Annotated in this window: 19 protein-coding genes and 1 pseudogene; 14 read left to right on the top strand and 6 right to left on the bottom strand. The window is 66.6% G+C overall.

Annotation, left to right across the window (positions count from 1 at the left end):
* Positions 1-89: 89 nt before the first annotated feature.
* On the top strand, positions 90-686 hold the full coding sequence (locus AC3A3W_RS18805) for a TetR/AcrR family transcriptional regulator (protein ID WP_487444534.1): 597 nt from the start codon (positions 90-92) through the stop codon (positions 684-686).
* Between the two features lie 118 nt (positions 687-804).
* Complete coding sequence (locus AC3A3W_RS18800) at positions 805-1,764, top strand: AraC-like ligand-binding domain-containing protein (RefSeq protein WP_487444532.1); 960 nt, start codon at positions 805-807, stop codon at positions 1,762-1,764.
* Positions 1,765-1,795: 31 nt separating this feature from the next.
* Here the strand turns inward: AC3A3W_RS18800 and gdhA are convergent, their stop codons facing one another.
* Positions 1,796-3,133 carry an NADP-specific glutamate dehydrogenase gene (gene gdhA, locus AC3A3W_RS18795; RefSeq protein ID WP_487444530.1) on the bottom strand — a complete coding sequence of 446 codons (1,338 nt, stop codon included), beginning with the start codon at positions 3,131-3,133 and terminating at the stop codon, positions 1,796-1,798.
* A gap of 204 nt (positions 3,134-3,337) precedes the next feature.
* Between gdhA and AC3A3W_RS18790 the strand changes: the two are divergent.
* A pseudogene (locus AC3A3W_RS18790) lies at positions 3,338-3,829 on the top strand (AmiS/UreI family transporter); the annotation flags it as partial.
* A gap of 204 nt (positions 3,830-4,033) precedes the next feature.
* On the opposite strand, the gene AC3A3W_RS18785 reads toward AC3A3W_RS18790, so the two are convergent.
* The 3 genes from AC3A3W_RS18785 to AC3A3W_RS18775 form a co-directional block, all read right to left on the bottom strand.
* The gene (locus tag AC3A3W_RS18785; RefSeq protein WP_487444528.1) at positions 4,034-5,509 is read right to left on the bottom strand and encodes an APC family permease; all 1,476 of its coding nucleotides are present in this window, start codon (positions 5,507-5,509) and stop codon (positions 4,034-4,036) included.
* 180 nt (positions 5,510-5,689) lie between these two features.
* Positions 5,690-7,033: a flavin monoamine oxidase family protein gene (locus AC3A3W_RS18780; protein ID WP_487444526.1), complete on the bottom strand. Its 1,344-nt coding sequence runs from the start codon at positions 7,031-7,033 to the stop codon at positions 5,690-5,692.
* Positions 7,034-7,042: 9 nt separating this feature from the next.
* Entirely contained in the window at positions 7,043-7,387 is a 345-nt protein-coding gene (locus AC3A3W_RS18775; protein WP_487444524.1) for a cupin domain-containing protein, read from the bottom strand.
* A gap of 181 nt (positions 7,388-7,568) precedes the next feature.
* On the opposite strand from AC3A3W_RS18775, the gene AC3A3W_RS18770 reads away from it, so the two are divergent.
* The 3 genes from AC3A3W_RS18770 to AC3A3W_RS18760 all read left to right on the top strand — a co-directional run bounded on the left by AC3A3W_RS18770 (position 7,569) and on the right by AC3A3W_RS18760 (position 11,230).
* On the top strand, positions 7,569-8,162 hold the full coding sequence (locus tag AC3A3W_RS18770) for a TetR/AcrR family transcriptional regulator (protein WP_487444523.1): 594 nt from the start codon (positions 7,569-7,571) through the stop codon (positions 8,160-8,162).
* A 156-nt stretch (positions 8,163-8,318) separates the two neighbouring features.
* The gene (locus tag AC3A3W_RS18765) at positions 8,319-9,728 is read left to right on the top strand and encodes an aldehyde dehydrogenase family protein (RefSeq protein WP_487444521.1); all 1,410 of its coding nucleotides are present in this window, start codon (positions 8,319-8,321) and stop codon (positions 9,726-9,728) included.
* Between the two features lie 446 nt (positions 9,729-10,174).
* Entirely contained in the window at positions 10,175-11,230 is a 1,056-nt protein-coding gene (locus AC3A3W_RS18760; RefSeq protein ID WP_487444519.1) for a glycoside hydrolase family 16 protein, read from the top strand.
* Positions 11,231-11,339: 109 nt separating this feature from the next.
* On the opposite strand, the gene AC3A3W_RS18755 is transcribed toward AC3A3W_RS18760, so the two are convergent.
* Complete coding sequence (locus AC3A3W_RS18755) at positions 11,340-12,728, bottom strand: MFS transporter (RefSeq protein WP_487444517.1); 1,389 nt, start codon at positions 12,726-12,728, stop codon at positions 11,340-11,342.
* Positions 12,729-12,756: 28 nt separating this feature from the next.
* Entirely contained in the window at positions 12,757-14,670 is a 1,914-nt protein-coding gene (locus AC3A3W_RS18750; protein ID WP_487444516.1) for an FAD-binding monooxygenase, read from the bottom strand.
* 234 nt (positions 14,671-14,904) lie between these two features.
* Between AC3A3W_RS18750 and AC3A3W_RS18745 the strand changes: the two genes are divergently transcribed.
* From AC3A3W_RS18745 to AC3A3W_RS18710, 8 genes are all read left to right on the top strand, one after another.
* The gene (locus tag AC3A3W_RS18745) at positions 14,905-16,392 is read left to right on the top strand and encodes a fumarylacetoacetate hydrolase family protein (RefSeq protein ID WP_487444515.1); all 1,488 of its coding nucleotides are present in this window, start codon (positions 14,905-14,907) and stop codon (positions 16,390-16,392) included.
* Positions 16,385-17,077: a GntR family transcriptional regulator gene (locus AC3A3W_RS18740; RefSeq protein WP_487444513.1), complete on the top strand. Its 693-nt coding sequence runs from the start codon at positions 16,385-16,387 to the stop codon at positions 17,075-17,077. The genes AC3A3W_RS18745 and AC3A3W_RS18740 overlap by 8 nt, the downstream gene beginning before the upstream one ends.
* 11 nt (positions 17,078-17,088) lie before the next feature.
* A complete protein-coding gene (hpaE, locus tag AC3A3W_RS18735) occupies positions 17,089-18,603 on the top strand; it encodes a 5-carboxymethyl-2-hydroxymuconate semialdehyde dehydrogenase (protein ID WP_487444512.1) in 1,515 nt (504 codons plus the stop codon).
* Between the two features lie 50 nt (positions 18,604-18,653).
* Positions 18,654-19,739, top strand: a complete 1,086-nt coding sequence (hpaD, locus tag AC3A3W_RS18730) for a 3,4-dihydroxyphenylacetate 2,3-dioxygenase (RefSeq protein WP_487444511.1) — start codon at positions 18,654-18,656, stop codon at positions 19,737-19,739.
* 3 nt (positions 19,740-19,742) lie between these two features.
* The gene (gene hpaH / locus AC3A3W_RS18725; protein ID WP_487444510.1) at positions 19,743-20,528 is read left to right on the top strand and encodes a 2-oxo-hept-4-ene-1,7-dioate hydratase; all 786 of its coding nucleotides are present in this window, start codon (positions 19,743-19,745) and stop codon (positions 20,526-20,528) included.
* On the top strand, positions 20,513-21,346 hold the full coding sequence (locus AC3A3W_RS18720; protein WP_487444509.1) for an HpcH/HpaI aldolase family protein: 834 nt from the start codon (positions 20,513-20,515) through the stop codon (positions 21,344-21,346). Before hpaH ends, AC3A3W_RS18720 begins: the two co-directional genes overlap by 16 nt.
* 161 nt (positions 21,347-21,507) lie before the next feature.
* Entirely contained in the window at positions 21,508-23,019 is a 1,512-nt protein-coding gene (locus AC3A3W_RS18715; protein ID WP_487444507.1) for an NAD-dependent succinate-semialdehyde dehydrogenase, read from the top strand.
* Between the two features lie 15 nt (positions 23,020-23,034).
* Complete coding sequence (locus AC3A3W_RS18710) at positions 23,035-23,412, top strand: nuclear transport factor 2 family protein (protein WP_487444505.1); 378 nt, start codon at positions 23,035-23,037, stop codon at positions 23,410-23,412.
* Positions 23,413-23,565: the final 153 nt, after the last annotated feature.

Raw genomic sequence — 23,565 nt, 5'->3', positions numbered from 1 at the left:
TTTTTATTTTCTATAGTTGTAGAGAATAACCGTACGTAAGATGTGTCACAAGGGTCTTGCGCCAAAAATATTTCCGGGGGAGCGGCTGCATGCCAAAGATTGTTGATCACGACGAGCGCCGGCTGGAGCTGGTGGACGCCACGTGGCGGATCATCGCGCGGCTCGGCATCGAGGGTGCCACGATGCGGGAGATTGCGACCGAAGCGGGCTTTGCCAACGGCGCGCTCAAGCCCTACTTCCCCACCAAGGACACCCTCCTCACCTTCGCCTTCGGCCATGTGTTCAACAGGACGAACGAGCGCATCGCGGAGGTCACTGCGGGAAAGTCGGGCATCGCGGCCCTCCGGGCCTTTTGCGTCGAGGTGCTGCCGCTGGACGAGGAGCGCGTCAATGAGGCGCGCATCGTTATTCCGTTTTGGCAGAAGGCCATCAACGATCCCGAAAAGGCCGCCATCCACCGGGACTCCATGGAGCAGTGGCATGCCGCGATCCTGGAGCACCTCGGCCAGGCGAGGAAGAACGGCGACGTAAGCTCCGCCGTCGCGGACGGCGCCATTGCCGGCAACCTGCTGAACATGCTGCTGGGTGCCCAGATAGCGGCGGCACTGGCCCCGCAGGGGCAGGTAGACCGCAGCCTGGGCGACCAGCTGGAAGGCTTCCTGGCGCTGCTCCAAAGCGGTCAGTAATTTTTTTCGACATCTGTGGAAAAAAGATGACAGGAGCGGCGCGGCGGCGCTAACCTGAAATGAATGTGTCGCAGGACACAGTCTTGGGCCCATGTGGCCCCCGGCGTCAGGATCATCCATGTCTGCAACTGCAACCCGCCCCGCGGGCCGGGACCTCAAAACCAGTGTTGCCACCTCGTTCGACCACTGGCGACACCTGGTGGCGGAATCCTTCGTGCCGCTGGCGGCCGAGACGGCTGACGCCGACGCATTCCGTGGCAGGATGCGCTCCCGCGTGGTGGACCGCATGTGCATCGTGGAGGTTTCGGCCACGGGACACAGTGTCCACCGCACTCCTGCCCTCTTGGCACAGCCGGGCGAGCGCTACTTCAAGCTCAATCTCCAATTGGAGGGCACCGGCCTCCTGATCCAGGACAACCGCGAGGCCCTGCTCCGCCCCGGCGACCTGGCCATTTACGACACCAACCGCCCGTACACCCTGGCCTTCGAAGACCGGGCCAGGGTGCTGGTGGTCATGTTCCCGCACGACTCGCTGACGCTGCCCTCCGACTATGTGGGCCAACTGTCGGCCGTGCGGCTGGCCGGCGGACACGGCCTGACGAGCATCGTGGGACCATTCATTACGCAGCTCGCCGCCAACCTCGAGGTCCTCAACGGCCCCAGCGGTTCACGGCTTGCTGCGAACGCCCTGGACCTCGTCTCCACCATGCTCCATTCCGAGCTGGACCTGGCACAGGACAGCATGAAGCCGCAGACCTTGCTGGCAACCTCGGTCCGCGAGTACATCGAGGCAAACCTCGCCGACCCCCAGCTTTCGCCGGCCAGCATTGCGGCGGCGCATTTCATTTCGACACGCCACCTGCACAACGTCTTCCACGAATCGGGCACCACCGTTGCCAGCTGGATCAGGAGCCAGCGCCTGGAGCGTACGCGCCGGGATCTCCGTGATCCGCTCCACGCCGGCATGTCGGTGGGCGCCGTCGCCGCCCGCTGGGGTTTCGTGGATGCGGCGCATTTCAGCCGCACGTTCCGCGACGCGTTTGGCCAGTCCCCCAGCGACTGGCGGCGCGGCGCCTGACGCAGCCTCTGGATCAGCGCTGGATTTAGCCTTAGATCAGCCCCTGCGCGAGCATGGCATCTGCCACTTTGACGAAGCCGGCAATGTTCGCGCCCAGCACGTAGTTGCCCGGGTCCCCGTATTCATCAGCGGTCGAGGCGCAGCGCTCGTGGATCCCCACCATGATGTCCGTGAGGCGCTGTTCGGTGTGCTCGAAGGACCAGGAGTCACGGCTCGCGTTCTGCTGCATTTCAAGGGCTGACGTGGCCACTCCTCCGGCATTGGCTGCCTTGCCCGGGGCGAACAGCACACCGGCGCCCTGGAACACCGCCACGGCTTCGCGGGTGGACGGCATGTTTGCGCCCTCGCCAACGGCGAGCAGACCGCCCCGCACCAGCCGGGCCGCCGCGTCGCCGTCGAGTTCGTTCTGCGTCGCGCAGGGCAGGGCCACCGTGGCGTTGACGTCCCACACTGAGCCGCCGTCTACATAGGACACTCGCGGGCGCCGGACTTCATAGTCCTTGAGGCGGCCCCGCTCGACTTCCTTGATCTGGCGGAGAAGGCCGACGTCGATTCCGGCTTCATCCACGACGTAGCCGCTGGAATCCGAACAGGCGATCACGACGGCGCCGAGTGCCTGTGCCTTGGCGATCGCATTGATGGCCACGTTGCCGGATCCCGAGACCACCACGCGCTGCCCATCGAAGGATGTTCCGCGGGCCTTCAGCATCTCCTCGGTGAAGATCACCGTGCCGAATCCGGTGGCTTCGGGCCGCACCAGGGAACCGCCCCAGGAGATGCCCTTGCCGGTGAGGACGCCGGATTCATAGCGGTTGGTGATGCGCTTGTACTGGCCGAAGAGGTAGCCGATTTCGCGGCCGCCCACACCGATGTCTCCGGCCGGAACGTCGGTGTATTCGCCGATGTGGCGGTACAGCTCGGTCATGAAGGACTGGCAGAAACGCATGACCTCGGCGTCGCTGCGGCCCCGCGGATCGAAGTCGGAGCCGCCCTTGCCCCCGCCGATCGGCATTCCGGTCAGGGCGTTCTTGAAGATCTGCTCGAAGCCGAGGAACTTCACGATGCCCAGGTACACGGAGGGGTGGAAGCGCAGGCCGCCCTTGTAGGGCCCCAGCGCGGAGTTGAACTCCACGCGGAAGCCACGGTTGATCTGCACGCGGCCGGAATCGTCGGTCCAGGGCACCCGGAAAATGATCTGCCGTTCTGGCTCGCACAACCGCTCGAGGACGGCCCCTTCGAGGAATTCGGGGTGGCGGTCGTGGACCGGGCCGAGGCTTTCAAATACTTCGGTCACCGCCTGGTGAAACTCGGCTTCGCCCGGGTTCCGGGCCAGGACAGTATTCCTGATGGCCTCGAGCCGTGCATCCATGATGATTCCTTACGTCGAACCGGGCGGGAAGTCTCCGGCACGCGTCAGAACCGGCATCCTTTTATTGAAACTTCAACATATCCAATTGTGACTGCGCTGGCCGCACATGGCTAATCAACTTTCCATTAACCTCCGTATTGTGACATTTGATTTCCATGAAACGAAAATTGCGATCCCGGTCCGCGGTTCGGCGGTGGACTTCTGATGGCCCACATTTGCCTGCTTCTCTCCGGAGCCGCGCTCCTGCTCAACGGCCTTGCGGCGCTGGATGTCCTCCCCCGACGGGATGCTGCCGTGTTCAGCCTGGTCATCGGCAGCACCCAGCTGGTCCTTGGTGTCACGTATTTGGGTGCCAGTTCTCCGGGCGTTGACGGCGGCGGCCCGCAATTGCTCCTCGGGGCCGCCGGGATGTTCCTCTTCGGGCTGACGTACGTCTATGTGGGGTTGGATTACCTGCTGGCACTCGGTTCGAGGGGGCTCGGCTGGTTCTGCGGCCTGGTGGGTGCGTGCGGGCTCCTGCTCGCTGCGGCGTGGTCCGGCGAAGATCCGTTCCTGGCCGTCCTGTGGCTGTGCTGGGCCTACCTGTGGCTGCTGTTCTTCCTTCAGCTGGCGCTGGGCTTCGTAGGGCTGGGGCCGCTCATCGGCTGGTCGCTGGTCCTCACCAGCCAGGCCTCCGCCACAGTGCCGGCGCTCCTGGGCATCATCGGACATTGGCCCGCCGGCCCCGAGCCGGCAGCGGAGCCGGCCACGGCCGCAGCATCCCTGCTGGCGGTGTTGCTGCTGGCGCTGTTGCTGCTGGCCGGCGGCCTCGCTTGGCGCGGGCGCCAATCCGCCGCCCGCGCCGCTGCCGCCCGCGCTGACACAGCCACCGCTGCCGGCAGCGCCGCCGTCGAACGCCCGTTACCCGGCGAGCTCAGGCTCCAGGATCTCGACGCGCTTCTCCACCCGGATCTCCACCAGCACTCCGGCCAGGAAGACCACGGGGACGGCCGCCAGCAGCCCCGCCGCCGTTTCGGCACTTCCGCCGATGAGTGAGGTGAAGTTGCTGACCACCAGGTAGAGGACCCACGCCAGCAGCACGGAGGCGAGCGCCGGGGCGATGAGCGTCTGCCAGTGCTGTCCGGCCACCCGCTCCCGGCGGAAATAGCCGACGACGGCGAGCGAGCACAGCATGTACAGCACCAGCAGCGCCGCGACGGCAAGGCCGCTGAACCAGGAGAACAGCGTCAGCACCGGATCCAGTCCAAGCAGCGCAAACGGCGCCACGAGGAGCACGGCCACCGCCGTCTGGATCCAGGCCGCCACCGCGGGGGCGCGGTGCCGGTTGGTCCGGGCCACGACGCCGGGCATGGAGCCGCGCAGTGCCAGCGAGTGAAGGTAGCGGTTGATGCCGTTGTGGAAAGCAATGATGCCGGCCAGCAGGGACGTCACCAACAGGACTCCGGCGGTGACCCCGGCCCACGGTCCGAACATCTCCACGATCGGGCCGATCACGAAAGACGTGGCATCGCCTGATTCGAGCGCTGCCCCTGCGGCACCGACGACGTGTGACGGGCCGTAGAAGCTGACCAGCATCCAGGTGATGAACGAGAAGAAGACGGCGATGATGCCCACGGACAGATAGGTTGCCCGGGCGACCGTCCGGTGCGGGTCCTTGGCTTCGGCCGAGTAGATGGCCGTGGATTCAAAGCCGAACATGGAAGCCACGGCAAACATGATGGCAACGCCCGGTGCGCCGCCTGCGATGGCCGCCGGCGCGAACGAGGCGGCGATGTCCAGCCCTTCGGGTCCTCCGCCGCGGAGGAGGACGGAGAAGCCGAACATCAGGAGAATGGCCACTTCCAGGCCCACCAACACAGCCAGCACACGGGCGCCAAGCTCGATGTTCATGGAGCCCAGGACCTGGACGCCCGCCATGGTCACGAGTGCGGGCAGCCACCAGGGAACAGTTATCCCGGCGGACGCCAGCAGCCCGGAGAAGGCCGCCCCGTACAGTCCGTACATCGCCGCCTGCACGGTACTGTAGGCCAGCAGCGCGAGCCATGCCGCGCCGGCGCCGGTCTTGCGTCCGAACGCCGCCGTGACATAGGCGTAAAAGGCACCGTTGGTCTGGACTTTCCGGCTCATGGCCACGAAGCCGACGGCGAAGATCACAATGACGACGCCGACGATGAGATAGGCGCCCGGGGCGCCGGCACCGTTGCCGAGCGCGGCAGCCAAGGGGGCTGCTCCGACGATTCCAGTCAGCGGCGCCTGCGCGGACAGGACGAAGAACAGGATGCCCAGGACGCCGATGCTGCCTGCGCGCAGTGCAGTGGGGTGTTCCTGGCGGGAACCGGGATCTGCGGTCCGGGATTCGGGATTCGAAATACTCATTGGGTCCTTCTTAACGGTCATGAGTGCTGGGGAGGTGTTCGTGGGCGACGTTGCCCAGATATCTGCGGGCTGCTTCGAAGTGTGCGGCTGCGCATGGGGGCTGCGCCGTGAATTCCAGAATGGCACCGATGTCCGGCTGTGCCTTGTCGTGCAGCGATCAGTTGTTGTTCCTGAGCGCAGTCACGGCCTGGACCGCCGGTCTGCCATCCTGCCGGTTGCCATAGAGCCGGTTGCCAGCATGGACGCAGCGTCATTGGCCGCTTCCATGCCGCTCTCGATTGCGCCGTCAATGAATCCTCCCCAGCCGTTGGCGATATCGGAGCCGGCAAACAGCACCCGGCCGTGGGCCGCCTGCATGGCGGGGAGGTACGTCGAAAGATAGCCGGTGCGGTGCATGGGCCAGGTTTCACCGGACAGCGGGTCGTCCACCCAGTTGTGGCTGGCAACGGCAACCACCTCGGCGTCCGGCACCAGGCGCGCGAGCTGCGCCTGGACGGCGGCCGGGTCCCCAACGTCGATCTTTGAGGCGTCAGGACCGAAGCCGACGGCGATCGTGTCGCCGTCGAGCGTGTATTCCACCTGGAAGAAATTCAGGGGCCAGTCGGCGCCCCCCAGCGCCACGAAGGGTGCATGTTCGCCGCGCAGCCGGAACCAGACCTTGGTGCCCTGGGAAACCTGGCCCAGGCTGGCGCCGTCGGCCTTGGCTGCCGGCAGCTGCGGCTCGAAGGCCACCGCATTCAGGGCATGCAGCGGAACCGTGACAATCGCCGTCCGAGCGCGGACGGTCCGCCCGTCTGCACTGCGGATGGCAACTGAGGCGGCGTCATCCGTCATGGCTTCCACGGTGAAGCCGTGCACGATGCTGGCACTCGAGTCCGCGAGGATTGCCGCAGCCAGAGCGGCCGTGCCGCCAACGATCTTGTAGGTGGCGCAGGCTTCGAAGTTCACCGCCCAGTCGCCGTTGGTCAGCGCAACCCAGCGGAAGGCCTGGGTCAGCGCCGCATTCGCCAGCGGCCCGTTGAAGTTCAGCGCCCAGAAGGATTCGAGGATGTCCCGGTGCGCGCCGGCGGGGAACTGTTCACGGATCCGGTCCTGGACCGAGACGTCGTCGATGGCTTTGAAGTCGTCGCGGGCCAGCGGCCGGAACGGCTCCGGAAAGTACTTGCGGGAGTCCTGGACGAACTCACCGTTCGTCTGGCCGATGAGCTCGAGCAGCTCGTCCGGTCCGCCCTCATGGCGCTGGCCGCCGGCCCACCAGAATGCCCGCTCCGGCTCAGGGCTGGGCGTGGTGTCCAGTCCGTAGCGCTTCAGCTCGGCCCAGACATACGGCTGGGTCCAGTGCACCCACGTACCGCCGATTTCGAGGTCCCGGCCCAGCCGGCGGTCCAGCCAGGTCCGCCCGCCGATCCGGTCGCGCGCCTCAACGATGTGGACGGCGAGGCCCTGCCGGCTGAGTTCGCGGGCGGCGGTGAGCCCGGCGAAGCCGGCCCCCACCACGACGACGTCGTAGAGTTCCTGTTCCATCGCGGCCGCCTAGGAGTACACAAAGAATTCGACGGTGGGCGCGAGGACAGCCCATCTGGTGCGGGCGCCCTGGTTGAAGGAGGCAGCGCCGCCTGCAGTGAGTTCGTAGGTGTCCCCGTCCTCCACTTCGATCCGCAGGTGTCCTTCGACGATGGAAATGGTCTCATCGGCGTGGATCACCAGGTCGAACGGCTCCGGCGCCTCCGCGGGCGTGACGTGCCAGTATCCGCAGGCGAGCGCAGGGCGGCCGCCCTCCCCGAAACGGCGGACCCACTGGACCTGGCCAAGTTCGAAGGGCTCATTCTTGTTCGGATCGAGGGCTGCCGAAGTGGTGAAAGCAGAGGTTTCTGACACATTGACTCCAGGAGTGAGGGCACCGGCGCGATGGCCGGGCAGGGTTCGGGTATCCAGCGGAGGTGGCGGTTCGGAATGCAGGAAGAGTGAGCTGCATCACCTCCGAGGGAAATCTAAGCAACTGCTTAGTTTTAAGTCAATACCCTCCAGACGGGACGGAACCACTGGCTAGACTCGGCGTATGAAGTCATCCACCGCCGCCGCCCCGCCGTCGAAATACGGGACCGGAAAGGAAGCCCTGCTCCGCGCCGCCGTCGCCGTGGTGGCCGCGAAGGGCCTGCGTGGCCTCACGTACCGCTCGGTCGCCGAAGCCGCAGGCGTGAACAACACGCTGGTGGCGCACCACTTCGGCTCACGCGATGCCCTCATCGCGGCGGCTTTGGACTGGGCCGCCGAGCAGTCCATCAGCGCGTCCAGGCTCCGTGAAGCCGCGGCCCTGGGCCATTCCTTCACGGAGTCACTCCTGGAGTTGCTGCTGGCCGAACCGGAACTGCAGGTCTTCCAGTACGAAATGATCCTGGAGGCGCGCCGCCGGCCCGAGCTCGCGGAGGCGGTTTCCGCCCTCTACGAGAACTACGTCAGCGCGCTGGCCGAAGGCCTGGCGGCGTCCGGGCTGACCGACAACGTGCAGGTGGTGGCCCGGACGCTGTTTGCGTCCCTGGACGGCCTGGTTCTGCAGTACCTCGCGGGAGTGGACCGCACCCTCATCGCGGCGTCGCTTGAGGAAGTTCACGACGTACTGCTGCTGCGGACGGGGGCTGGCGGTCAGGCTTAAGTGCCAACACAGACAGCGCCCTCTGGCAGCTGTTCGCCTGGGGTCAAGAGCTTTTCGCGGATACACAAGACGCCCCGCGCACGGCCGGGCAGACTCGAGACATAGCCTCAGGCCACGCTGGCCGGTGCGCATCGCCTACTCGAAGTGGAGTATCCCTTGGAAACTTACGACGCCCTGCTGGCCTCGATCACCCCGGACTCCGGCGAAACCCGGACCATCCTTGACCCCGCCACCGGCACCTCCGTGGGCGAGGCACCTGTCCACACCCTTGACGACCTCGAAAAAGCGGTCGCCGCCGCGCAGGCGGCACAGCCGGCCTGGGCGGCCCTGGGCCACGACGCCCGGTCCGCCGCGCTGCTCAAAGCAGCCGACGCCGTCGAACGCTCCGCAGAAGAACTCGCCCGGCTGCTCTCCCGCGAGCAGGGCAAACCCCTCAACGGACCCAACGCCCGCTTTGAAGTCGGCGCCTGCGCCGCCTGGCTCCGCGCCGCCGCCACCACGCCCCTGGAACCGGAAACCGTCGTGGACGACGGCGAAACCTACGCCGAACTGCATTACCGCCCCATCGGCGTCGTCGGCGCTATCGGCCCCTGGAACTGGCCCATGATGATCACCATCTGGCAGATCGCCCCGGCCCTGAGGATGGGCAACGCCGTGGTGGTCAAACCCTCCAAGATGACCCCGCTCTCCGTCCTGGCCCTGGCCAAGGTCCTCAACGAAGAACTCCCCGAAGGCCTCCTCACCGTTGTCTCCGGAGACCGCAAGGTCGGCGCCCGCCTCGTCGAACACCCCGCGATCGGCAAAGTCATGTTCACCGGCTCCACCGACGCCGGCCGGGAAATCATCCGCTCCTCCGCCAAGACCGTCAAACGCCTCACCCTCGAACTCGGCGGCAACGACGCCGGCATCGTCCTGCCCGACGCCGACCCGAAAGCCATCGCCCAGGACCTCTTCTGGGGCGCCTTCATCAACACCGGCCAAACCTGCGCCGCGCTCAAGCGCCTCTACGTCCACGACGACATCTACGACGCCGTCTGCGAAGAGCTCACGGCCGTGGCGAAGGCCATGCCCATGGGCATCGGACTCGACGAAAACAACGTCCTCGGCCCGCTGCAGAACAGGGCCCAGTACGACATCGTGGCCGGCCTCGTCGAAGCAGCCCGGGAATCCGGCGCACGGATCCTGACCGGCGGCAACCCCGACCCGGACCAGCCCGGCCACTTCTATCCCGCCACCCTCGTGGCCGACATCGACAACGACAACCCGCTGGTCGCCGAGGAACAGTTCGGCCCCGCCCTGCCGATCATCCGCTACAGCACCGTGGATGAGGCGGTAACCAAGGCCAACGCGCTCGACGTCGGACTCGGCGCCTCCGTCTGGTCCTCCAACCTCCCCGAAGCCCGCACCGTCGCCGCCCGCATCCAGGCCGGCACCGTCTGGATCAACAAACACGGTGCCGTAGACCCCCGAGTCCCCTTCGGCGGCGCAAAGCAGTCCGGCTACGGCCTCGAGTTCGGCGTCGAGGGCCTCAAAGCCCTCGGCGTCCCGCAGGTCATCAACGGCTAAGGAGCCCCCGGACAGGCACAGAGGGACACACGAATACCTGAAGCCGCCGTCGCAGAACGCGACGGCGGCTTCTTGCTGTCCGGAACTGTCCGGAACTGTCCGGATAATGCGACCTTAATCACATCTGGGACAGGATTTCGGCGCGCGGCAGGCCGGATGTTTGTGCAGGTCACGAGGTGGTTCGACGGCGCTGCGGTGCCGCACGGCGCCGGATTGGCCAGTCCAGTCCCGGTTTGCAGGCCGTATAACGAGTTAGTAACGTTGCTGACTGGCCACAGGGCCTGGCCCGAAAATCGGGCACCGGACGCCCGATCGTTGGGGCCGGATGCGACGGGCAGCACGAGGCTGCTCGGGTCCCCTCGGGGGGACTGAACCAATCTTCAGGCATGCGTCAGCACCTCGATGTGTCTGCCGCGTGCGCCTGTCTACGCCCCGGAGGGGTTTTGTTGTTCAACAAGAAACTAGCCGCAGTACTTACCGTTGGCGCGCTGTCCCTGACCGGATGCAGCCTTGCCCCCACAGGGGTCGGCGCGTCGGCCCCTGACACCGCGGACAAGGGCCTGTCCGCCCAGGCTGCACCGGCCGCCACGGGCACGGCAGATGCCCCCGCACCCAAGGCCGCCACACCGGCCGCGCCGGCACCGAAGGCAACCACGAAGGCTGCCGCCGCCAAGGCAACCACCAAGCCTGCCGTGAAGCCCGAACTGTCGGCAGCAAGCGCGCCGAAGCCGGCAGTTGCCCCGGCCGCTGCACCCCAGCAGCCCGCACCCCAGCCCGCACCGGCAAAGGCACCTGTGGCCCCGCAGGCCAAGGCCGTGCCTGCTGCCAACATCGCGGCCGCGCCCACTCCCGACAGCGGCAAGCAAGCGGCGACCACGCTCGGCTGGGGCTCCGTCGTTGCCGGTGACGAGTTCTCCAACACCGGTGCTCCCGACTCCACCAAGTGGGGCGTCTACAGCGGACCGGGCCACGCCGGCAAGGGCAAACGCAGCCCCGACGCCTGGTCTGTGGCCAACGGCGTAGCCACAGTAAAGGGTGATGCGGCCGGCACCACCGGCGGCATGTCCGCAAAGTTCGCACGGCAGAAGTACGGACGCTGGGAAACCCGCATGAAGACCAATGCGCGGGACCCGAAGTACCACCCGGTGCTGATCCTCTGGCCCACCAAGCCGTCCGCCACCTGCGATGAAATCGACTATGCCGAAGGTTCCGGGAAGACCTCCAAGATCAAGTTCTTCCTGCACTACGAGTGCAGCGGCTCAAGCTTCCAGACGCAGTCCAGCTACGCCGTTGACACCACTCAGTGGCACAACTATGCGGTCGAATGGACTCCCGCCGGCATCACCGGCTACGTCGACGGCGTGAAGACCTTCAGCGACACGAACCCGGCGCACCAGCCCTCCGGCGCCATGCAGCAGACGCTGCAGCTGGACTGGTTCCCCAACGGCACTGCAACTGCCCCCTCGCAGATGCAGGTCGACTGGGTACGCGTTTACAAGTAGGCCTGCCCGGACAGTAAAGCCAGCACCGAACGTAAAAAGGATGCCGGCGCCCGTGAGGGCGCCGGCATCCTTTTGTTGTCGGGACGCTAAAGAAATACGACGTCGGCCGTCAGTGGGTCGCAGCCTGCTCCCGCGTATTTGCTTGAGTGCCTGCTTCCGTATCTGCTTCCGTATCTGCCGCCAGGGAAACTCCCTTCGTTTCCTTCACCAAGGTGACTCCGACGAATGAGACCACGCAGAGCCCCATGATGTAGAGGCCAATGGAACCTGACCAGCCGGTCTCCTTGAAGAGTGCTTCGGCGAGGAGCGGGGCGAAGGCACCGCCGAGAATGGAGCCGAGCGCATAGCCGATTCCGATTCCCGAGTAGCGGACGCTGGCAGGAAACATCTCCGCGTACATGGCGGACATCGGCCCGTAGGAGAGGCCCAGTCCGATGGTGAGGACAAAGATCGCCGCGCCGTAGGCCCAGATGTTGCGGGTGTCGATCAGCAGGAACATCGGGATCATCCAGGCGAATATGAGCGCGTAGCCGATCTGGAAGGTCCTGACCCTGCCGATCCTGTCCGAGAGGGCGCCGCCGTAGAGGGTGAATACGAGCCACCCGAAGGAGGCGAGCAGCGTGGCCAGCAGCACCGGGGATGCGTCCATCTTCAGGGTCTTCTGGGCGTAGGAGGACAGGAAGGCGATCACGAGGTATCCGGCAGCGTTGTTGCCGATGAAGATGACCGCGGCGAGGATCACCTGCAGCTTATTCGTCCGGAGCAGCTGGGTTAGCGGCGTGGCCGACTCGCGCTTGCGCTCCACCATCTCCTTAAAGACCGGGCTTTCCGACACGGCGGCCCGGATGAAGTAGCCCAGCACAATGAGGGCGACGGACAGCAGGAACGGTATCCGCCAGCCCCATTCCAGGAATTGCTCCGGGGACATGGAGAGCCGGAGCAGGAACAGCACCAGCGTCGCCAGGATCATCCCCACCGGGACGCCGATCTGCGGATAGGCGCCCCAGAATCCGCGTTTGTTTACCGGCGCATGTTCCACTGCCATCAGGGCGGCGCCACCCCATTCACCACCTGCGGAGAAACCCTGCAGGATACGCAGGACCATAAGCAGGATCGGCGCCCAGATTCCGATCTGGGCGTAGGTGGGCAGCAACCCGATCAGGGCCGTTGACGCCCCCATCATCACCAGGGTGAAAACGAGCATGGCCTTCCGGCCGACCCGGTCGCCCAAGCGCCCGGCGATCACCGCGCCCAAGGGCCGGAAGAAGAAGCTGACACCGATGGTGGCCCAGGAGACGAGCTGGGCAAGTCCGGGGCTGTCGGTGTCCAGCGGTTTGAAGTAGAGGTTGGCGAAGACGATTCCCGCGGCTTGCGCGAAGATGAAGAAGTCGTACCACTCAATCGTGGTGCCGACCATGGTGCCGGCAACGACGCGGCGGTCATCCTGGCTCATGCGCTGGCGGTGCGGGGGCGCACCTGTGGTGTGGGACTGTGTCATTAAAACTCCTTTGTTTTAGCGCTGCCGCTTAGGCGGTCCGCAGCCGGTCCGGGAGGAGGGGCGCAAAGAATGCGGCGAGCTCGGCCGTCGCCGTCAGGGGCAGCACGTTCGCGACGTACTGGTCCGGGCGCACGACGACGACGGCACCGCCGCGGTCGATGCCCCGCAGTTCGAAGATGTCCGCCGCCGGATCGGTGCCGTAGACGTTCTCCAGGTAGGTGAGCTTGAACGGGCCGACTTCCGGTTTGAACACTGCCGGGACTGTGCCGATGTCGATGCCCGTGTGGTCCTGCTGGTAAATGACCTTCACGTCGAACCAGGCGTCGCGGTCGGCGGCCGACGGCGTGGCGGCCAGCGGCGAATCCGGCGCGTTCGCCAGCCACTCGGCGAAGTCAGTGGTCGGCGATGGGGCGCTATTCTGTCCCACGGCGGGCGCTGCCGCGTCCGCGAACACGTAGATACGCCACCGGCCGTCCGCCTTCGCCTGGTGCCCCAGGTGCAGAGGATTGGTGTCGCAGACCCGCACGACGGGCGCGGACTTGAAGCGCTTGCCGATGGTGAACCCGGTGGCCAGGTCCTGATGCGCCGGCTCGCCGATGAGCATGGACGTGGCGTACTGGGTCATGAAGCCTGCCGGGAATTCGGCCGTGCTGACGTAGAAGTCCTCGAGTTCCGAGGGGCTGTCGAATTCCTCGGGCTTCTTCGCCATGAGCGTGGACCACTCCTTGTCGAAGTCGATGAGGTTCTTCGCGACGACCTGGCGCTCGGCCGAGTAGGTGGAGAGCAGGCTCTCCGGGCTGCGGCCCTCGAGCACGTGGCCAAGCTTCCAGCCCAGGTTGAAGCCGTCCTGCATGGAAACGTTCATGCCCTGCCCGGCCTTGGCGCTGTGCGTGTGGCAGGCGTCGCCGGTGATAAACACGCGGGGCGTGCGCGTGCCGAGCTCGTCCGGGAGGACGTCGTCGAACCGGTCGGTGAGCCGGTGGCCCACCTCGTACACGCTGTGCCAGGCGACGTTGCGCACGTCGAGCGTGTAGGGATGGAGGATCGCGTTGGCCTTGGCAATGATCTGTTCGATGGTGGTCTTGCGGACGGCCCCGTGGTCGTCCGCGGCGACCTCACCGAGGTCGACGTACATGCGGAAGAGGTGGCCGCCTTCGCGCGGAATCAGCAGGATGCTGCCGCCCTGGCCGGACTGGATCGCGCATTTCAGGCGGATGTCCGGGAAGTCGGTGGAGGCAAGGACATCCATGACGCCCCAGGCATGGTTGGCCTGGTCGCCGGCGAGCGTGCAGCCGATGGCATCGCGCACCTTGCTCCGGGCGCCGTCCGCACCGACGACGTACTTGGCCCGGACGGTGCGTTCCCGGCCCTCGTCGGGACCCGCCGTGTGGAGCAGCGTCACGGTGACGGGGTACTCCCCCTCCCCGGTGACCTCGAGGCTGCGGAATTCAAAGCCATAGTCCGGTGACATCCGGGCGGGTGAGTTCGCCATGAACTCGGCGAAGTAATCCAGCACGCGGGCCTGGTTGACGATGAGGTGCGGGAACTCGCTGATGCCGGCGGGGTCGTCGACGGCGCGGGCGGCGCGGACGATGCGGGAGTGGTCCGCAGGGTCCGGCTTCCAGAATGCCATCTCGGTGATGCGGTAGGCCTCCGCGATGATCCGCTCGGCGAAGCCGAAGGCCTGGAACGTCTCGACACTCCGGGCCTGGATGCCGTCGGCCTGGCCGATGGCGAGCCGTCCGGGGCGGCGCTCCACGATCCGGGTGGTGACGCCGGGGAACTGGGACAGCTGCGCTGCCGTCAGCATGCCGGCCGGCCCGGTGCCCACAATGAGGACATCCACTTCGTCGGGAAGCTGCGCGGGCCGGTCGATGCCGACGCCGGCGGCCGGCTGGACTCGCGGGTCACCGGATACGTAACCGTGGTGGTGGAACTGCACGGGCTTTCCTCACTTCGCTGTGTGGCTTTTGTCGCCTGAATGGTGATCGATATTAGAACTTTGAGTTCGATAATAGAAATCTGGGATGTGAATCACAACTGTACGGCAGATGTGACCGGGGCGACAAGTGCCGGTTCCGCGCCCGCGCCTTGGGCCTAATCAAGGTGTTGACGGATCCGCGATCCGGGTCCATAGTATTTCGTATACGATTTCGTACTCGATGAGGAGTAACTCTTGGAACAGGTCACCGACCACCTCCTGGCCGCGGCCCGCAAGGTCATCGCGGTGCACATCAACTACCCCAGCCGGGCGGCCCAGCGCGGCCGGACGCCGGAGCAGCCCTCCTACTTCCTGAAGCCGTCGTCATCCTTGGCGCTCGGTTCGGCAGAGGCCCCGTCAACCGTGGAGCGCCCGGCCGGCTGCGAACTGCTCGGCTACGAAGGCGAGATCGCCCTGATCATCGGCAAGCCTGCCCGGCGCGTCGGCCTCGAGGACGCCTGGAGCCACGTCGAATGGGTTACGGCCAGCAACGACCTCGGCGTTTACGACCTCCGTTACGCGGACAAGGGCTCCAATCTCCGGTCCAAGGGCGGCGACGGCTTCACCCCCGTCGGCCCCGGACTGATCCCGGCCGACACGGTGGACCCCGCAACGCTTCGCATCCGCACCTGGCACAACGGCGAAGTGGTCCAGGACGACACCACCGAAGACCTGCTGTTCCCGTTCGCCCGGCTCGTCGCCGACCTGTCCCAGCTGCTCACCCTCGAAGAAGGCGACATCATCCTGACCGGCACACCGGCCGGCGCCTCCGTCGCCAAGCCCGGCGACGTCGTCGAGGTTGAGGTCACCGCCGGTGACTTCAGCACCGGACGCCTCGCCACCAGGGTGACGGAAGGTACGACGCCGTTCGCGGACTTTGGTGCCCGGCCAAGGACTGATGACACACAGCGGGAAGAGGCGTACGGGTCGCGCGAAGCGGCGGGGCTCGCCGCCGTGGAGGCCGCCGCCGTCGGGCCCGTCCTGACCCGCGAGCTGAAGGCGAAGCTGGAAAGTGTCTGCACCGCCACCCTGTCCTCCCAGCTGCGCAAGCGCGGACTGAACAACGTCAGCATCGACGGCCTCAGCTCCACCCGGCCGGAGAAGCGGGTCGTGGGCCTGGCCCGGACGCTGCGCTACGTGCCTAACCGCGAGGACCTCTTCAAGGCCCACGGCGGCGGTTTCAACGCCCAGAAGAGGGCCATCGATTCCGTCAACGAGGGCGAGATCCTGGTGATGGAGGCCCGCGGCGAAAAGGGCACCGGCACCATCGGCGACATCCTGGCCCTGCGTGCCCAGGTCCGCGGCGCCGCAGCCATCATCACCGACGGCGGGGTCCGCGACTTCGCGGCCGTGGCCGCCATGGACATGCCCACCTACTACTCCAACCCACACCCCGCGGTGTTGGGGCGCCGGCACATCCCGTGGGACACGGACATCACCATCGCCTGCGGCGGCACCACCGTCCAGCCGGGGGACATCATCGTGGCGGACTCGGACGGCATCCTGGTGATCCCGCCGGCACTGGCCGAGGAACTTGCCGAGGATTCGATCGCCCAGGAACGCGAGGAAGTCTTCATCGCCGAAATGGTGCAGCAAGGCCACAGCGTGGACGGGCTCTATCCGCTGAACGCTGAATGGCGGGCCAGGTATGAGGAATGGGAAGCAGGCAAGGCCAATGACTGAGACCGCCACAGCCGCGGGTACCGGCACCGGCAGCAAATCCGAGCAGGCCTACACAGCCGTAAAGGGCCGGATCGTCGACGGGACGTACTCCCCCGGCTACCGGCTGGTGCTGGCCAAGATCGCCGAGGACCTGGGCGTCAGCGTGGTCCCGGTCCGCGAAGCAATCCGCAGGCTCGAGGCAGAGGGCCTGGTGAAGTTCGAGCGGAACGTCGGCGCCACGGTGTCCGGCATCGACCCCACAGAGTACCTGTACACGATGCAGACCCTGAGCATCGTCGAGGGCGCAGCCACCGCGCTGTCCGCACCGCTGATCGGCGAAGCGGACATCGCCCGCGCCCGTGCGGTGAACGAGGACATGCGCGAGTGCCTGCAGCACTTCGATCCTGTCCGCTTCACCCGGCTGAACCAGGACTTCCACAGCGTCCTGTTCGAGCACTGCCCCAACCCGCACATCCTGGACCTGGTCCACCGGGGCTGGAACCGGCTGGCGTCCCTGCGCTCTTCCACGTTCCGCTTCGTCCCCGGCCGGGCGCACCAATCCGTGGACGAACACGAAGCCCTCCTCAGGCTCATTGAAACCGGAGCCGACGCCGACACCATCGAAAAGGCAGCACGGCTCCACCGCAGCGCCACCCTCGACGCCTACCTGGCCGCCGCAACCGACCACCAGACCCCACAGCACTAAGGAAGAAAACGATGACGTTCACTGCCGAAGCAACCAAGACGCACTACATCCCCGAGAACCTGCCCTCCCACATCCAGCACTACATCAACGGCGAATTCGTCGACTCCGTGGGCGGCAAGACGTTCGACGTCCTGGACCCGGTCTCCAACACCAACTACGCCACCGCGGCCGCCGGGCAGAAAGAGGACATCGACCTCGCCGTCGCCGCCGCCCGCGAAGCGTTCACTAACGGCCCGTGGCCGAAGATGAAGCCGCGCGAACGCGCCCGCATCCTGAACAAAATCGCGGACGCCGTCGAAGCCCAGGAAGAGCGCCTCGCCGAACTGGAAACCTTCGACACCGGCCTGCCGATCACCCAGGCGAAGGGCCAGGCCCTGCGCGCGGCGGAGAACTTCCGCTTCTTCGCGGACCTGATCGTGGCGCAGTTCGACGACGCCATGAAAGTCCCTGGCTCCCAGATCAACTACGTGAACCGCAAGCCGATCGGCGTCGCCGGGCTCATCACCCCATGGAATACCCCGTTCATGCTGGAGTCCTGGAAGCTCGCTCCGGCCCTGGCCACCGGCAACACCGTAGTCCTCAAGCCCGCCGAATTCACCCCGCTCTCCGCCTCGCTGTGGGCGCAGATCTTCAAGGACGCCGGCCTGCCCGACGGCGTGTTCAACCTGGTCAACGGCCTGGGTGAGGAGGCAGGCGACGCCCTGGTCAAGCATCCGGACGTCCCGCTGATTTCCTTCACCGGCGAGACCACCACCGGCCAGACGATCTTCCGCAACGCCGCCGCCAACCTCAAGGGCCTGTCCATGGAGCTCGGCGGCAAGTCGCCGTGCGTCGTGTTCGCGGACGCCGACCTCGACGCCGCGATCGACTCCGCCCTGTTCGGCGTCTTCTCGCTCAACGGCGAGCGCTGCACAGCCGGCTCCCGGATCCTCGTCGAACGCGCCATCTACGACGAATTCTGTGAGAAGTACGCGGCCCGCGCGAAGAACATCGTGGTCGGTGATCCGCACGACCCCAAGACTCAGGTCGGCGCCCTGGTCCACCCGGAGCACTACGAAAAGGTGGCCTCCTACGTGGAGATCGGCAAGTCCGAGGGCCGGCTGCTGGCCGGCGGCGGCCGGCCGGAGCACCTCCCGGAGGGCAACTACATCGCCCCCACCGTCTTCGCCGACGTCGCGCCCGACGCCCGGATCTTCCAGGAGGAGATCTTCGGCCCGGTCGTCGCGATCACCCCGTTCGAGACCGACGACGAAGCCCTCGCCTTGGCGAACAACACCAAGTATGGCCTGGCGGCCTACATCTGGACCCAGAACCTGACCCGGGCCCACAACTTCTCGCAGAACGTCGAGGCCGGCATGGTGTGGCTGAACAGCCACAACGTCCGCGACCTCCGCACCCCGTTCGGCGGCGTCAAGGCCTCAGGCCTGGGCCACGAAGGCGGCTACCGCTCCATCGATTTCTACACCGACCAGCAGGCCGTGCACATCACGCTCGGCTCCGTCCACACCCCCAAATTCGGCGCCTAGGCTTCCAGGCCAGCGCCAGCCCGAACCCCTTTCAACGAAGAGAGAACATCATGACTAACTTTGTACCCACCCCCTCCGTCCCGGCCCCGGACATCGTCCGCTGCGCCTACCTCGAACTGGTGGTCACTGACCTGGCCAAGTCCCGCGCGTTCTACGTGGACCTGCTGGGCCTGCACGTCACCGAGGAAGACGAGAACGCGATCTACCTCCGCTCCTTCGAGGAGTTCATCCACCACAACCTGGTGCTCCGCAAGGGACCCGTGGCCGCAGCCGCGGCCTTCGCCTACCGCGTGAAGTCACCCGCCGAAGTGGATGCTGCCGAGGCCTACTACAAGGAACTGGGCTGCCGGACTGAGCGCCGCAAGGAAGGCTTCACCAAGGGCGTCGGCGACTCCGTCCGCGTCGAGGACCCGCTGGGCTTCCCCTACGAGTTCTTCTACGACGTGGAGCACGTGGAGCGCCTCACCCAGCGTTACGACCTTTACTCGGCCGGTGAACTGGTCCGGCTGGACCACTTCAACCAGGTCACCCCGGACGTCCCCCGCGGCCGCAAGTACCTCGAGGACCTCGGCTTCCGCGTCTCCGAGGACATCAAGGACTCCGACGGCGTCACGTACGCCGCGTGGATGCACCGCAAGCAGACCGTGCACGACACCGCCCTGACCGGCGGCAACGGCCCGCGCCTGCACCACATCGCGTTCTCCACGCACGAGAAGCACAACATCATCCAGATCTGCGACAAGATGGGTGCCCTGCGCATCTCGGACCGGATCGAGCGCGGCCCCGGCCGGCACGGCGTGTCCAACGCCTTCTACCTCTACATCCTGGACCCGGACGGCCACCGCGTGGAGATCTACACCCAGGACTACTACACGGGCGACCCGGACAACCCCACCGTCACCTGGGACGTGCACGACAACCAGCGCCGCGACTGGTGGGGCAACCCGGTGGTCCCGTCCTGGTACACGGAGGCCTCACTCGTCCTCGACCTCGACGGCAACCCGCAGCCCGTCATCGAGCGCACCGACGCATCCGAGATGGCCGTGACGGTGGGCGCCGATGGATTCTCCTACACCCGCAAGGAAGAGGACGGCTCCGCCAAAGAGACCGGCTTCAAGCTCGGGGCACAGGTCTAAACCATGCTGGACGCGAAGACGATTGAGGCCATTGCCGATGAGCTGGTGGAGGCCGGCCGCAGCCGCACTCCCGTCCCCCGTCTGACTGCCCGCTACCCGGACATGACGGTGGAGGACTCCTATGCGGTGCAGCAGTTGTGGCGGCGCCGCAACGAGGACGCCGGCCGGACCCTGGTGGGGCGCAAGATCGGCCTCACGTCGAAGGCCATGCAGGCAGCCACCGGCATCACGGAACCGGACTACGGCGCCATCTTCGATGACATGGTCCTCGAAACCGGCTGCTCGGTGGAATGGGACCAGTACACCCACCCGCGGGTGGAGGTGGAGCTCGCGTTCGTCCTCAAGGACAGCCTCAAGGGCCCCGGCTGCACCATCTTCGACGTCCTGAACGCCACCGACTATGTGGTTCCGGCGCTCGAGATCCTGGATTCGAGGATCGAGATGGAGGGCCGGACCATCGTGGACACCATCTCCGACAACGCGGCCATGGGCGCCATGGTGGTGGGCGGCCGCCCGGTGAAGCCGGACGCCGTTGACCTCCGCTGGGTCTCCGCCATCCTCTACAAGAACCAGACCGTGGAGGAAACCGGAGTCGCCGCAGGCGTCCTGGACCACCCCGCCAACGGCGTGCACTGGCTGGCCAACAAGATCGCCGCGCACGGGGACAGCATGAAAGCCGGCGACATCATCCTGGCCGGCTCCTTCACCCGGCCCCTCTGGGTGTACAAGGGCGACACCGTGCACGCCGACTACGGACCGCTGGGAGCCGTGACATGCCGCTTCGTCTAGAACCTGACGCCACCTTCCGCGATGCCCTCCGCAATCAAAAAGGTAAAGCAGGCCGGCCGCTGGCCGGGATGTGGGTATGCTCCGGGAGCCCGCTCGTGGCTGAAATTTGTGCGGGGGCGGGCCTGGACTGGCTGCTGATCGACGCCGAACACAGCCCCAACGGGCTCGAATCCATCCTCGCCCAGCTGCAGGCCGTCAACGGCTACCCCGTCCACACCCTGGTCCGTCCGCCCGTTAACGACACGGTGGTGATCAAGCAGTTCCTGGACCTGGGCGTGCAGAACCTGCTAATCCCCATGGTCAACTCGGTGGCCGAGGCCGAGGCTGCAGTGGCCGCCACCCGCTACCCGCCCCACGGTGTGCGTGGGGTGGGCTCGGCCTTGGCCCGGGCCGCCCGCTGGAACCGGGTCCCGGACTACCTCGCCCGGGCTTCTGAAACGATCAGCGTCACCGTGCAGGTTGAATCGACGGCGGCCGTGGACGCGGTGGAGGACATCCTCAAGGTCGACGGCGTGGACGCCATCTTCCTGGGGCCCTCCGACCTTGCCGCCTCCATGGGCCTGCTGGGACAGCAGGAGCACTCCGAGGTACGCGCCGCCGTCGAACACTGCCTCACCGCGGCCAAGGCGGCCGGCAAACCCGCCGGCGTCAACGCCTTCCATGAGGGCACCGCACGGGCGTACGTTGCCCGCGGCGCCTCGTTTGTGCTCGTGGGCGCCGACGTGGCGATCCTCGCCCGGGCCTCGGAAGCCCTCGCGTCCACATACATCGCCAATGACCCGGTGGTTGAGCCCGGCGAAACCCCCGACAGCTACTGACCCGCCCCGGTGGTTGAGCCTGTCGAAACCGAGCACTGCCCGGTGGTTGAGCCTGTCGAAACCAGGATCTCGACAGGCTCGATCACCGGACTGCCCGGTGGTTGAGCCTGTCGAAACCCCGGACTGCCCCCCGCCACATACTTTCCTGAGGAGCCCCCCGCATGACCACGTCCCCCGTAATCTCCCCTGCCGTCACCGCTGAGCGCGAGGCCGCGCTGCTCGCGTCCGTCCCCACCGGCCTGCTCATTGGCGGGCAGTGGCGGGACGCGTCCGACGGCGGCACGTTCGACGTCCACGACCCCGCCACCGGGGAGGTGCTCGCCACGCTCGCCTCGGCCACCAGCGAGGACGCCCTCGCCGCACTGGACGCCGCCGACAGCGTCCAGGCCTCCTGGGCGCGCACCGCACCCCGGGAACGGGCAGAAATCCTGCGCCGGGCTTTCGACCTGGTCACCGAACGGGCCGAGGACTTCGCGCTGCTGATGACCCTGGAGATGGGCAAGCCCCTGGCCGAAGCCCGCGGCGAAGTCACCTACGGCGCCGAGTTCCTGCGCTGGTTCTCCGAGGAAACCGTCCGCGACTACGGCCGCTACCTCACCACCCCCGAGGGCAAGAACAAGATCCTGGTCCAGCACAAACCCGTCGGACCCTGCCTGCTCATCACCCCCTGGAACTTCCCCCTCGCCATGGCCACGCGCAAAGTCGCCCCCGCCATCGCCGCCGGCTACACCATGGTGCTCAAGCCCGCCAGACTCACCCCGCTGACGGCCCAGCTGTTCGCGCAGACCATGCTCGACGCCGGATTGCCCGCGGGCGTGCTCAACGTCGTCTCGTCCTCCAGCGCCTCCGGGATCTCCGGGCCGCTGCTGGCGGACCCGCGGCTGCGCAAGGTCTCCTTCACCGGCTCCACCCCGGTGGGCAAGCGCCTCATGGCCGACGCCGCACAGAACGTGCTGCGGACCTCCATGGAACTGGGCGGGAACGCACCCTTCATCGTCTTCGAGGACGCCGATCTGGATGCCGCCGTCGAAGGCGCGATGGCCGCCAAGATGCGGAACATGGGCGAGGCCTGCACCGCCGCGAACCGCTTCCTGGTGCAGGAGTCCGTCGCGGCCGAGTTCACCGAAAAGTTCGCCGCCGCGATGGGCGCCCTGTCCACCGGACGCGGCACGGACCCCGGCACCCAGGTGGGCCCCCTGATCGACGCCGGCGCCCGCGACGACGTGCACGCGCTGGTGAGCGCCGCCGTCGACGCCGGGGCTACCGCCGTCACCGGCGGTTCACCGGTAGAAGGCGCCGGCTACTTCTACCACCCCACCGTGCTCGCCAACGTCCCGAACGGCGCTGAGATCCTCCGCCAGGAAATCTTCGGACCCGTCGCCCCGGTGACCACCTTCACCACCGAGGACGAGGCCATCCGACTGGCCAACGCCAGCGAGTACGGCCTGGCCTCCTACCTCTACAGCCGGGACTTCAACCGGCTCCTGCGCGTGGCAGAGCAGATCGAATTCGGCATGGTGGGCTTCAACGCCGGCGTCATCTCCAACGCAGCAGCACCCTTCGGAGGCGTCAAACAGTCCGGCCTCGGCCGCGAAGGCGGCTCCGAAGGCATCGCCGAATACACCACCACCCAATACATCGGCATCGCCGACCCCTGGGCCGCCCGGAAATAGGCGACGGCACGGGCCATGACTCACGGTGCAGCGCTGGCTATTCGGTTCAACGAATGCATCAGTGCTCGAGACGTGGAGGGGCTCGCCCATCTCATGTCAGAAGACCACACGTTCGTCGATACTGCCGGCACGGCTGTCACCGGACGGAAAGCATGCCTGGATGCCTGGCGCGGTTTCTTCGACGCTTTCCCGGAATACCGGAACGTCTTCGAAGTCGTTACGACGAAGGGTCATGTGGTCGCTATCGCCGGGCAATCCCTGTGTCCCGGTCATCCCGAACTGGAGGGGCCTGCACTTTGGACAGCTGTCATCCAGGGCGACCAGCTGTCCGAATGGCGCGTCAATGAAGACAGCCCGGAAGTACGTCGCCGTCTGGGCCTGAAAGGCGACTGACGATCGGCCAACTGCGCCAAGCCGCAGAAGAACTAGCCATGGCTCTGGCCTAACTGCGAGTCTGTTGACCACGGTGGTCCGGTGGCAAGGCAGCCGGTCCGCCAGCTCCGACCCGGTCTGCGCCCTGACTGCGTACCTTCGACGTCCCTGTCG

Source organism: Arthrobacter sp. Soil_N43 (genome assembly GCF_057655195.1).
Note: the sequence above shows the minus strand (reverse complement) of the source record. Positions and strands in the feature narration are given on the sequence as shown.